The following is a 13351-nucleotide window of genomic DNA, read 5'->3' on the forward strand; positions in this document are numbered from 1 at the left end:
ATATGTTTTTGATACGACTAGTACCTGTAGTAATCAGGTTTGTAAGGACCTGCAACCGGAATGTTCAGGTAAGCAGACTGGGTGGGAGTTAACTCATCCAGTTCTACGCCTATCTTTTTCAGGTGCAGACGGGCTACCTTCTCATCCAGATGTTTAGGCAGTACGTATACTTTGTTCTCGTATTTGTCTGTGTGCAGCCACAGCTCCAGTTGAGCCATTACCTGGTTTGTAAATGAGTTGCTCATTACAAAGGAAGGGTGACCATTGGCACAACCCAGGTTTACCAGGCGGCCTTCAGCCAGCAGGATGATATCTTTACCATCGATGGTATATTTATCTACCTGTGGTTTGATTTCCACTTTAGTATTACCGTAGTTCTTGTTCAGCCATGCAACATCGATTTCGATATCGAAGTGACCGATATTAGATACGATACATTTATCCTTCATCAGTTTGAAGTGATCTCCGTTGATGATATCGCGGCAACCGGTAGTTGTTACGATAATATCAGCTTCTTTCACCGCATCAGACATTTTCTTCACTTCATAACCTTCCATAGCAGCCTGTAGCGCACAGATAGGATCTATTTCAGTAACGATTACACGGGCGCCTGCACCTCTCAGGGATTCTGCAGAGCCTTTACCAACATCACCAAAACCAGCAACAACTGCAACCTTACCGGCAATCATTACGTCGGTAGCACGACGGATCGCATCTACGCAGGATTCACGGCAACCGTACTTGTTATCAAATTTGGATTTGGTAACAGAGTCATTGATGTTGATAGCAGGGATAGGTAAAGTACCATGCTGCATACGCTCGTATAAACGGTGCACACCGGTGGTAGTTTCTTCACTCAAACCCTTAACGTGCTGGATCAGCTCAGGATATCTGTCAAATACCATGTTTGTCAGGTCACCACCATCATCCAGGATCATGTTCAATGGACGGTCTGCCGCACCAAAGAACAGGGTCTGTTCAATACACCAGTCAAAATCTTTCTCGCTTAAACCTTTCCAGGCAAATACAGGAACACCTGCAGCAGCTACAGCAGCAGCAGCATGGTCCTGAGTAGAGAAGATATTGCAGGAACTCCAGCGCACTTCTGCTCCCAGATGTACCAGTGTTTCTATTAATACAGCAGTCTGGATGGTCATATGTAAGCAACCGGCAACGCGGGCACCCTGTAATGGCTTGGTATCACCATATTCCGTTCTCAGGGACATTAAACCCGGCATTTCAGCTTCTGCCAGCTCAATTTCTTTGCGTCCCCACTCGGCCAGAGACATGTCCTTTACCTTATATGCAAGGTTAAAGTCAATGTTAGAATTAGCTATTGTCGACATTTTTACTTGTTTTGTGCAAATCTACCTTTATTTTATGGCTTCTGACTATGCATTTGTTCTTTTTTTCTATACCCAAACAGAACATTTGATTAATTCGCTCCATTCTTATTTACTCGCTGTCAGTATAGCTCAGTTTGCTAATCTTATGTTATAACATGATTTTAGCTGGAATATTAACATCATATGTGCAAAAAAAATCATCTCATAACAGGTTGGTAAATAGGAAATAATAAAAGTTATCCCCATTTCGGGGATAGACATATTAACAAAACATATAAAATATTTTGACTGGGTGTCAAATATTCGATATGTTTGTATTTCAATATATATGTGTTGTTATTGAGTTTTCAGAGCAATACAAAATTTGATGGTTTTGTCAGCTGCTTAATGTGATTGGTACGAATCGGACTAACCATCAAGGAATCAGTTCTATGTGTTTTATTTTATCAGCAGGCACAGAGCTTTTTATTGCATTTAAAAGATTTCGTAACCATATCCTCATTATTGGTTAATCGTGAACAGAATCAGATGGATAATAGAAATTTACACGCTTTACTATGCTCAAGCTTCCCAATCCTATGACACGCAATCTCCGTATTGCACACCGTAAAGTATATCGTGTACTTTACAGGACCGTGCTCCCGGTGCTATTGCTACTTATGTGCGGTCAGGTAAACGCGCAGACTGTTAAAGCTGTGATTAATCCTACCGGTGGTACAAGTACCGCTGATGGTATTAAAATCGAAATATACAGCGACGGTGGTATCAAAGTAACACGTAACGGACTCACAGAAAGTTACTCGCATACCGATAGTACAACCGGTCTGAGAGCTTTCTTCGACTTTAAAAGTACCTCGCACCTGCTCGATGGGGCTAACCTTAAAAGCCCCTCTATCTGTTATATCTCGCCTGTGTCAGGAACAGGTACAAATGCAGACCCCTATAAAGTACATATCATAGGAACAATACAGGATAAATACTACGGCGGGGCAGGACAGACAGGTACTGTTACCTGCATCGTGTCTTATATACAGAATAGTAATTACTTTTTCATGGACTTTATAATGCACATGCCCAACACCAGTTTTGGGACATCTGCATTATTTTACTTGTCAGAACAGTCATTAATGGGTGCGGCTTCTTCTGCAGATCCCGATGAAGTAAGCAAATGTGGGTATGGTTTCGTAAGTGCAGATGGTAAATCAGTAGGTATATTAAGGGATGTAGCCTGTGCCGGTGCCCCCGACGCGCCCCGCTCACACGTATACAGAACATATAATCAATTTGATTCCTGGGAAGCTTCCATCCCGGACAACCGCTTTTATGTAAATGACAATGGTTACTTCCCCGGCAATGTAGTTGCTACCGGAGTAGATGGAAGGGGGAGATCTCTCGGCGTAATGCGTTCGCTGGGAGCTATTTACAGCGATGCTTACAGCCCCGATCCACCGAATATCAAAACCTTCCGCATATTATCGGGTTATGGTACAACTGCTACAGAGTTTGATGGTCTTACAACAGTAAAGGATTCATTCCCGGTAACAGGATTCTCAGCTACCCCCATAAAAGTACAGTTCACCAGTGCCTCTTTATCAGGTAACGAAGGAAATACAGTTGATGGTGAACAGGTTGCACAGGGGTTAACACTTAATGTATCCGGTGGTAAACTGGGTGCGCCTACTTATGTACTGGTACAGTATGACCCTTCCGCTACTTTTGCTCACCCTGCGGCGGTAAACACCGACTTTAAACTGGTGGAGGAAGCCGTATTAGTTCCTGCGGGAGATTATACCACGGCTAAAAATGTCCCTATTTCAAACCTGCATGTAATTGGTAACGACCAGTTACAATACAGCCGTTCATTACACCTTAAACTGATAGCTACCTGTGCGTCCCTGATCAACATCAACGGTACGTCCGAATGTGATTACACCATTGTAGATGATGAACCGCGCACCATGGTACTGTCCATGGACAGTACACAGATACTCGAAGGAAATACAACTAAAGCAAGGGTCAAATTATCCTCAGGGGTAACTTGTCCGGAAGATATCAATGTTACTTTCTCCAGGCTGGCTACTTCAACAGCCGGTGATACAGACTTCATCGTGCCTGCATCTGTACTGATTCCTGCAAATGCCTCCGGCAGCAGCGATTTCATTATTCAGGCAAAATCAGATAAAGCCCTGGAGGGTACAGAAAAACTGACGCTTAAATTCCAGGGTACTATATTAGGTATCACGGTGACAGGCCAGTCAGACCTGCTCATACAGGATAGTACCTATTATAATCCTGCTTATGCACAGATACAGGGAGATTTCTCTCCCGCTGCTTCAAGGCCGGTTCCTGAAGGTTACACCGGAAACCTGATGCTGCACCTGCCTGCAGGAGTAACTACTGAAGTGCCCATCTCCATTCAGAGCATTACAGAAGATAACGCTTCTACAGCAGAGGATGGATTAGATTACAGCCTGGACATCTTTAGCGGTGTGAATTACAGCATCCCTGCGGGAAGTACTTCCGTACTGGTGCCTTTCAGCGCGCTTGCAGATAAATTAATTGAAGGGCCAACGCCTGAATTCGTAAGATTGGCAGTTATTTCTCTTGATAATGTTGGTACTAAACGTTCTTATCCTTACACAGGAGCGGATATCCCTATCACAGATATGGATTACAGTACCGGCATGAAAGTAGTGATTGCTCCAACTACCATAAAAGAAGGTGATGCAGGTGCTACTATTACCGTATCGTTACCAGGGGGTATTGCTACTTCATATCCTATTGCAGTAGCACTTTCAAGAGGATTGGGTTCAAAAGCTCAAACATCAGATCTGACGAATCCTGCTTATTTCCCTACTTCTGTAACAATTGGCTTAAATAAAAAATCTGCAAATGTTCCAGCCAAGCTGCTGGCGAAATTGGATAACATACTGGAGAACGATGAGATCCTTTATATCGTTACCAAACCAACAGGGTTTACAACAGACTCCTCTGTCGTTACCATTGTAGATTCAACAGGATTGATCCCTGGTAATAAAGATATGAACCTGCAACTGGTCACTTCCACATTAAGTGAAGGTGCCAGCTCTGATATTAAGATCAGCCTTGTCAATCCGGCTATCACAGCAGAAGATCCTATCACTGTAATGCTGACTCCTGATGCTGCATCAGTAGCTTCCAGTACAGATTTCAACCCTGCTGCATCCGTAACGTTGCCTGCTCTTACCAACAGCTATACTGCAACGAACGCATTAACCGCGGTTACAGATAATATTCTGGAGGCAGATGAAGCGTTCACATTACTGGGTAGCTCAACCAGCATACCCGGACTTAACATCCCATCCTTCGGTGGTTTGATCCAGGATGTTACAGGTACGAATCCGGCTAATAAAATAATAACAATAACTCCCAGTGTTACCGCTATGGACGAAGGTGGTGCCGGGTACGGCTTTACCTTCAGCTTACCTGCAGGTATCACAACAGAAGTACCTATTGTTATAACACCTGCACTGATGGCCGCTTCTACCGCGTCATCCGCAGATTATACACTGGATTCAACTACATTAACATTAGATAAAACACATAATCACAGTACCTGGTCAGGTGTTGCCATCACAGATGATAACACAAATGAAGGGGATGAAACCCTGATCCTGGGTGGTTCTGCTGCTTCAACAGCTATTACCGGTTTACAGGTAAATCAGGCCGCTACTGTTACTATAAAAGATAAGGCCGTTGTAGTTGGCAACCTGGTTATCACCTCTGACATTACAACAATCACAGAAGGTGGCGCGGGTGCCAACATTACCATCAAGTTGCCTGGTAGTGCCACTACTTCAGTGCCTATCTCAATTACAGCGTCCAGAGGACTTAGCTCACAGGCTACTTCCGGCTATACAGGATTACCACAAACAGTTGCACTGGTAGGTAGTTCCATCGTGCTGTCTCCTGTTTCTGCTTCTGTTGATAATATTGTAGGTGATGATGAAACACTGGTAGTATATATAGATGCTGCAGGATATCCTAAAGATTCTGTCGTATTACAGATAAAAGATGCTACTGCCGCTTCTAACCGTAAAATTACTTTCACAGCGCAGCCTGCCTCTCAGGGCACTCATGTGCTGGAAGGCAATACATACACAGTAAGGGCCAGCTTCCCTGCAGGTATACTGCCTTATAAAGCAGTGTCTCTCTCCGTTGGTGCAAGTGTGAATGCTACTGCGGCGTCTACCGACTATACCGGTGTACCAACAGTAGTGACAATCGATCCTACAAAAGGTTACCAGGACTTCACCCTTACTGCCAGCACAGATAACATCCTGGAAAGCACAGAGCTGTTAAGGATCATAGGGACGGTAACCAATATGTCGGGCGTAACTACAGATAGCCTGGATGTATTTATAGACGATGCTACCAGTCAGGACCCAACCAAAGCAAAACTGAAGATCACTTTCGATTCTACTTCTATTCATAAAGGTAGTTTCACTAAAGTGACGGTAGGTTATGCAGATCCTTCAGTTACTTCAACACAAAGCCTGACCGTCAATGTTGCTCCTGATCCTTCTTCTACTGCGGATATCGCTAATTACAACGGTCTCCCTACAGTAGTAACCATACCTAAAGACAGCAACTTTGTTACTTTCTTCCTCAACGTACCGGACAACTTTAAAATAGAAGGGACCACTATCTTACAATTCGCTGCAAGCGCTACCGGTTATACCGTAGCAACTGTTCCGCCATTGTATATCTTTGATAAGAATGGTGCAGCTATAAGGCTCATCAAAATTTCTGATGCAGGCGAACCTTCTACCAATGGTGCATTCGCAGTGAAATTACCAACTGTATCTGTTTCAGACGTAACTGTTACATTAAGCACTACTTATAGCAGCACTAACATACAGCCAATTCCTACTTCGGTAGTAATTCCTGCCGGTATAGACAGCGTAGTAGTACCAGTGTATATCCAGGATGACAATATCATCCAGGGCGATCAGACGCTGTCGGTTATACTTACCAAAGCACTGGCCGGAGCTACATTCCTGGTCGTTGATGCTACACCTGCTCTTATTAATGTAACAGATGATGAAAGCGTAGCAACTGGTCCTAAAGCAGTTGCCCGTCAGATACTGATAGAAAAAACCGCAGATGCTACACAGCCGAATATTGAAGGAGGCTTCATGGTACGCTTTAGCGATACCACAGTAATAGCAGCGAAAGATGTGTCCGTAAATTATAATATAGGAGGTACTGCTACCGCAGGAACAGACTATGTAGGTATCTCAGGTAACGTAATCATCCCTGCCGGATCATATGGTGCACTGATTAAGATCGTTCCTTCAGGAATAACATCAGCAGGTGCAAATCAAACGGTACAGTTACAGCTTAAAAATGCCAGCTCCAGCATACCTGCTGTAGTGTGGAGCTTTGTAGCTATCCCGCAGGCAACAGTAACGATCTACAATAATAATATCGATACACCGCAGGTAAATATCTTCGCCGCTACCAGTTCCATCACTGAAGGAGACGATGTACAGATTATCGTGAGAACGACCAAAACCACTAAAACAGACATGCCGATCACTATCGTTGCTACAAACGATATATATAGAACGCTGACACTGAGTGGTGGAGTTGTGAAGGGAGATACCATTATCGTAACAATGTTAGCAGGGCAGAAAGAGAAGTACATCAATGTGCATATAGATGATAATAATGTAAATGATGATGACGGATTCCTGCAGGTAAGTGCCAAACCATATGTTCCGGGCAGCGGAACACCTGCCTACACATTGGGACTGGCGAGCGATCTGAGAAATACCGTAACAGATAACGATTCACTCAGAATATCATTTACATCCAGTCGCTACACAGCTAAAGTAGCTTTTGATACAGTCGGACAGCCATTACCATTCACACTCAGATTGAACCGTACCAGCTCCCGTATTGTAACAGTGTACTATGAATTCTTCACACCGGCAGCAGGAGAATTACCGGCACGTACGAGTGCAGCAGTAGGAGGTAAGGACTATGACAACACTGTTACTCCGTTGTTAATATTACCGGCACAGGCGAGTGCAGAAATTCAGGTACTGGTGAATGGTGTTGAAAAAGATAAGATGTTTGGTATGAGATTGCTGAGAGCAACAGTAGCGACCAACCAGCACACACCTGCAATAGACTCTATAGTATCCGCAAGCGGTATCATCGCAATATGTACAGATTGTGATGTGGACGGTGATGGAGTTCCTGATTACATCGAACGTTTTATTACAGATGGAAGATGGCAGGATGATAACAATGGCAATATACGAGTACATCCTGCTCTTTCTCCAAATAACGATGGCCTGGGTAATGATGCCATGTATATCGAGAACATAGATAAATATCCTGATAATGATGTAACCGTGTTTAACCGTTGGGGTGGTACTGTATTCACAACAAAAGGATACAACAACTTCACCAACAATTTCAATGGTAAAGCAAACACCGGCAGCGGAAAGAATCAGGAAGTACTGGATGGCTCTTACTTCTTTATCATACACTATACAGATGGCAGTGGTAAGAAGATACGTTACACCGGTTACCTGGTAATAAAAAGATGATGATGACTGATAAGAAGATATTCCTGATAAACCTGCTTATCGCAATTGCGTTCTGTCTGCCGGCAAAGGCACAGCAGGAACCGATCTATTCCCAGTACATGTTTAATGGACTGGTAATAAATCCCGGGTATGCAAGTGTGGATGAATCTGCCAGTCTAACAGTGGTAGGACGTAACCAGTGGGTAGGATTAGATGGTGCTCCTAAAACAGCGTCCCTGTCTTTTTTCACTCCTTTTAAGCAAACTAAAACCAGCCTCGGATTCTCCGCAATGAAAGAAACGATCACGGTAGATTCCAGAACAGACTTTAATGCAATTGCTTCTCAGAAAGTAGCATTGAACGATGAATGGAACGTATCCCTGGGTTTGCAGGTTGGTATCTCTCAATACAAAGAAAATAACAGTCAGCTCTCAACAACAGACCCTGCTTTTGCAGAAAACCAGAGTTACATGAAAACGAATGTAGGCTTTGGTTTTACCTTATTCAGGGAAGACTTTTACGTGGGATTATCTTCTCCCCTCTTCAAAAGTTTTGACATGGGTAAAAAAGGAGTAAGCAGGATTATTACCAAACCGCATTATTACTTTACCGCAGGTTATGCATATAGGGTGAATGATGATGTTTTGCTGAAACCTTCTATATTATTGAGAGAAGTAAAGGGAAATGGCATGCAATATGATATAAATGCCAGTATACTGTTAAGAGAACTGGTATGGCTGGGCGCTTCATGGCGTTCAGAAAAGACAGTGACCGGACTGGTGCAGGTACGTATTACGCCACAGTTTGAATTAGGTTACTCTTATGATACACCTACCAATTCTAATCTGAAAGGAGCACAGTCTGTTTCTCATGAAGTAATGCTTAACTTCCGCTTCGGATGGAGCAGCGACCACGAAATAACACCAAGAGTTTTCTAAATATTACCGAATACACGTACCTGAAAAAAATCCCGCATTACTTTATGCGGGATTTTTTATTATATACCTGACTATTAATTAGTTATTATATAGTATATATCTTTTTCGATAAAAATGGTCTTTTGTTAAAACCGTGTTTAAACATTTATCGTAAGTTATAATACAGAAGGAGAAATGATCATCGATCACCTTCTAATATAATTAGAAAAGTTGTGTCTTTTAATGGTTAACTTGGGAAACAGCCTGGTATTTCTACCAGGCTGGATTTTTTATAATACTTTCCTCATCTCATAGTCATTCATAAAATAACCATTTCCGATATCAGTATCTTTCTCTTTATAAATAGTAAAACCCTGCTTCTCATAAAAGAACCTTGCCTTATTATACCTGTTCACATCCAGTTCAAGTATCTCCCCATTCAACGCTTTCACAGCATCAATAACCGCGTTGATAAATAATTTTCCTACGCCTTTTCCCTGATAATTACCGTGCACATATATCTTATGCAGTTTATAAATACCTGCTGTATCTGTAGATGCATAAGAGGCATAACCGATAGGAGAGACATCATCATACAGGAGCAGGAAATGCTGCCCCTGCGCAAATTGTTTGGTCAGTGTTGCTGTACTATACATCAGCTCTATCATATACTCAATCTGTTCCTGGTCCAGAATGGTTTGATAGGTAGGCCGCCATATCTGTTCCACCAGTTCCTGTATAACCGGTATCTCTGCCGCAGTGACTGCTTTTATCTGAAACATATTTATTCTTCGTCTTTAATAATTTCTTTGATTGTTTCCTGTATGCGTTCCAACGGCGTAAATCCACGGGCTATCAGGTATAGTTGTTCTCCGTTGTCCAGTATCGCTGCGGGAAAGCCTGTAATACCCCATTGTTGCACCATGTTGAACTCCTGGTGAGTCGCATACTTATTCTCATCTTCCTGCATCTTACTCAGAAACTCACCGGCAGGTATTTTATATTTCTCCAGTAGTTCCGTATAGGTCTGATCATCATTCAGGCTCTTCCCGTAATAGTTAAGAGCCAGCTGCATATCATGTGCGAAGCTGATGGCATTCTCCGGCTGATATTGTTTAAACACAGTTAATGCAACTGCGGGTTTCTCTGAATCCATGATATCATCTGTCTGAAGGTATTCGTCCAGGAAAGCAGGCCCAAACTTAATCCCTGTTGTCGCTTCCACTCTTTTATGAGCATCCTGTATATAGGTGTACATAGCAGATGCAGGTCTGTGGTTCGCACTCAGCATCATTCCGCCCGAAAGTATCTCTAACTCCATTTCTGCTCCGAATTGCGCCTGTAATTGCTGTATTACGGGCGTAAAGCCATAACACCATCCACAGATTGCGTCATAGATATAGATCAGTTTCATATTGCTTATTTTCTCTTGTTCTTAAGATAAGCATCCAGTTCTGTAATTCCAAAGCTGCTGAGATTTTGTGCGGCGGTAAGACCGCCTTTACGGGCTGCCAGCGTACCATAATGGATGTCCTTGTACCCGGCAGTGCTGTGGGAATCGGGGTCAATGGAGAGCAGTACCTTCTTCTCTGTGGCATAAGGTATCCATTGCCAGTCTATATCTAATCTGCGTGGGTGTGCATTCAGTTCTACTACTACATTATTCGCCGCACAGGCATCAATGATCTGCTGATGATTAACAGGGTAACCGTTACGGCTGAGTAACAGTCTGCCTGTCATATGCCCCAGTATAGTCGTATACGGGTTCTCAATAGCTTTCAGTAAGCGGGCCATCGCTTTTTCCTCACTCATCTTTAAATTGGAGTGTACAGAGGCAATCACCATATCAAAGGTTGCCAGCACTTCATCCGGGTAATCCAGACTGCCATCATTCAATATATCAGCTTCCACGCTTTTGAAAATGCGGAAGGGCGCTAACTTTTTATTCAGCTCATCTATCTCTGCATGTTGTGCCTGTATTCTTTCAATAGAAAGTCCGTTGGCGTAAAATGCGGAGCGGGAGTGATCACTGATCACTAAGTATTCGAATCCCTGTTCTTTTGCGGCCAGGGCCATTGCTTCCAGGGTATGCTCACCATCGCTCCAGGTACTATGTGCATGAATGATGCCTTTGATATCAGAAGGTCTGATTAAGTCCGGCAGCTGTTGATTACGTGCTAATTCTATCACCTTGCTGCTGTTACGAAGGCAGGGTTCTATATAATCCATTCCTGTATACTGGAAAATAGCGGTTTCTGAAATACCGGCAGGAAGGGATGCCAGTCCGCCGTTTTCGCTGAAATGTTCCAGGAAACTGGTATCTGCGGTAGTAGAGAATAATGTTTTCCCGAAATCATCTGCGGTAGCAGGGTAGATCTTTATTTTTACTTTTTGTTCGTTTTGCCATAGCAGGGCAGAAGGCGTTTCTTCTACAAAAGTAAGCGAAGGCACTGCCGCCAGTTTTTGCTGTATCTCTGCAGCCGGAGCAGCTATCACCAGTTCAATCTCATCTATAATTATTTCGTTCCGCCGTATATGTCCGGTGAGGGATACTTCAGCGGGAGCGAACAGTTTTTGCAATTCTTTTTCGAGAGAGGTAGCTGCGGATTCTACTTCTGCATACAGGAAGCGGTCCCTGTTACTGAAATAAAACTCTATGCTTTGTTTAACGGAGTCCTGTGTTTTCTGTCCAAAGCCTTTCAGTAGCATGAGGCGGTTCTCATTGCAGGCATAAAGAAGTTCTCCTAAAGATTCTACTTCCAGTTCTTTCCAGATGGTAGCTATTTTTTTAGGTCCCAGTCCTTTTATCTTCAGCATTTCGAGAATACCCGGAGGTGTTTTCTCTATATATGTTTCCAGTTGGGTGAACTTTCCGGATTGCAACATTTCCTGGATGCCTTTACCGGTAGAATCCCCTATACCTTTTATTTTGGAGATCTCTTCGGCAGGAGTATCCTGTAATTGTACGGGCAGCTTTTCAACTGTAAAAGCAGCAGTCGCGTAGGATTTAGCTTTAAAACTGTTTTCTCCGTGAATATCCATCAGTTTGGATAACAGGGCGAAATTATCGGCTATAGTATAGTTGTCGAGCATGTTCGTATCAATTGAACTGCGAATTTCGTTTTTTTGGGAGAAAGTAAGGAGGGAGTTTTTGGAGAGGGGTGTATACAAAATAAAAGGTCCTGGCAACTGCCAGGACCCTTATGTTACAGTGTGTAAATTCTTAGACTACATTTCAGTTGGCTGAGAATCAGTAGGTACTACTGGAGTAACGACTGGTTTCTTCTTCGCAACTTTCTTTTTAGGAGCAGCTTTCTTAGCAGCGGCTTTTTTAGGAGCAGCTTTCTTAGCAGCAGCCTTTTTAGGAGCGGCTTTCTTAGCAGCGGCCTTTTTAGGAGCAGCTTTCTTAGCAGCAGCCTTTTTAGGAGCAGCTTTCTTAGCAGCTACTTTCTTTTTAGGAGCAGCTTTCTTAGCAGCAGCCTTTTTAGGAGCAGCTTTCTTAGCAGCAGCTTTTTTAGGAGCTACTTTCTTAGCAGCAGCTTTCTTTTTAGGAGCAGCCTTCTTAGCAGCAGCTTTTTTAGGAGCAGCCTTCTTAGCGGCGGCTTTCTTTGGTGCAGCTTTCTTAGCAGCGGCCTTTTTAGGCGCAGCTTTTTTTGCAGCTTTTTTAATTGTTGCCATTGTTTTTTGAATTTTGGGTTAGTAATTAAAATTGGGTATTAAAAAAAAACTTTATGGCAAACACTACCCGGGCTTACGCCTGAGCAGTGGTGTCAAATGATTTTACGGAAACGATGGTCCTGTTTTCACGTCCTTTTCTGAACTCAACCACACCGTCAGCTACTGCAAAGATTGTAAAATCTTTACCAATGCCTACATTCTGTCCAGGATGATATACGGTACCGCGCTGGCGAATAATGATATTCCCAGATGCAGCCGCCTGACCACCAAATATTTTTACTCCGAGCCTTTTGCTCTGAGAGTCACGGCCGTTTTTTACACTACCTTCACCTTTTTTATGTGCCATTTCTAATGCAAGGTTTTAAACTTTATCTAATAATAATTAAGCAATCTCATTGATCCGGATCTGCGTAAAGTGCGTACGGTGACCAATCTTTTTCCTGAAGCCCTTACGGCGCTTCATTTTAAAAGCAATCACTTTATCACCCTGAACATGTCTCAGGATCTCTGCTTTAACCACTGATTTTACATCAGTACCAACGGTCAGCTGGCCGCCATTATCTGTTAACAACACGTCAGAGAACTGCACTTTATCTCCAATATTTCCCTGTAATTGTTGTACAAAGATTTCCTGGTCTTTTTGTACTTTGAATTGCTGACCTGCGATTTTTACAACTGCAAACATAGTTATCCAAAAATAATTTCCTGCAAAAGTAGGATTTGTTTTCAAATTGACAAAGTTTTCTCTTTATTTAAATATCTGTACTGATTTGGTACAGGTACTTTTTAGAGAGAAAACACTTAACCTTTTCAAAGATACGTACTTTAT

General features: G+C 42.9%; 9 protein-coding genes. 2 read left to right on the top strand and 7 right to left on the bottom strand.

The window, feature by feature from the left end; translation table 11 throughout:
- Window positions 1-17: 17 nt before the first annotated feature.
- Entirely contained in the window at window positions 18-1346 is a 1329-nt protein-coding gene (gene ahcY / locus GO495_RS10775) for an adenosylhomocysteinase (protein ID WP_157299680.1), read from the bottom strand.
- 557 nt (window positions 1347-1903) lie between these two features.
- Here ahcY and GO495_RS10780 point away from each other — a divergent pair.
- Both GO495_RS10780 and GO495_RS10785 read left to right on the top strand, forming a co-directional pair.
- Entirely contained in the window at window positions 1904-7948 is a 6045-nt protein-coding gene (locus GO495_RS10780) for a T9SS type B sorting domain-containing protein (RefSeq protein ID WP_157299681.1), read from the top strand.
- A gap of 2 nt (window positions 7949-7950) precedes the next feature.
- Complete coding sequence (locus GO495_RS10785) at window positions 7951-8865, top strand: PorP/SprF family type IX secretion system membrane protein (protein WP_157299682.1); 915 nt, start codon at window positions 7951-7953, stop codon at window positions 8863-8865.
- Window positions 8866-9134: 269 nt separating this feature from the next.
- On the opposite strand, the gene GO495_RS10790 is transcribed toward GO495_RS10785, so the two are convergent.
- The 6 genes from GO495_RS10790 to rplU all read right to left on the bottom strand — a co-directional run bounded on the left by GO495_RS10790 (window position 9135) and on the right by rplU (window position 13207).
- Window positions 9135-9626: a GNAT family N-acetyltransferase gene (locus tag GO495_RS10790; protein WP_157299683.1), complete on the bottom strand. Its 492-nt coding sequence runs from the start codon at window positions 9624-9626 to the stop codon at window positions 9135-9137.
- A 2-nt stretch (window positions 9627-9628) separates the two neighbouring features.
- Window positions 9629-10258, bottom strand: coding sequence for a DsbA family protein (locus GO495_RS10795; protein ID WP_157299684.1), 630 nt, complete (start codon window positions 10256-10258; stop codon window positions 9629-9631).
- A 5-nt stretch (window positions 10259-10263) separates the two neighbouring features.
- Window positions 10264-11937: a DNA polymerase/3'-5' exonuclease PolX gene (locus GO495_RS10800; protein WP_157299685.1), complete on the bottom strand. Its 1674-nt coding sequence runs from the start codon at window positions 11935-11937 to the stop codon at window positions 10264-10266.
- Between the two features lie 135 nt (window positions 11938-12072).
- Window positions 12073-12522: a histone H1-like repetitive region-containing protein gene (locus tag GO495_RS10805; protein WP_157299686.1), complete on the bottom strand. Its 450-nt coding sequence runs from the start codon at window positions 12520-12522 to the stop codon at window positions 12073-12075.
- A 73-nt stretch (window positions 12523-12595) separates the two neighbouring features.
- On the bottom strand, window positions 12596-12868 hold the full coding sequence (gene rpmA / locus GO495_RS10810) for a 50S ribosomal protein L27 (protein WP_089782994.1): 273 nt from the start codon (window positions 12866-12868) through the stop codon (window positions 12596-12598).
- Window positions 12869-12904: 36 nt separating this feature from the next.
- The gene (gene rplU / locus GO495_RS10815; RefSeq protein WP_089782995.1) at window positions 12905-13207 is read right to left on the bottom strand and encodes a 50S ribosomal protein L21; all 303 of its coding nucleotides are present in this window, start codon (window positions 13205-13207) and stop codon (window positions 12905-12907) included.
- Window positions 13208-13351 lie beyond the last annotated feature (144 nt).

Source organism: Chitinophaga oryziterrae (genome assembly GCF_009758125.1).
Taxonomy (GTDB): Bacteria; Bacteroidota; Bacteroidia; order Chitinophagales; family Chitinophagaceae; genus Chitinophaga; species Chitinophaga oryziterrae.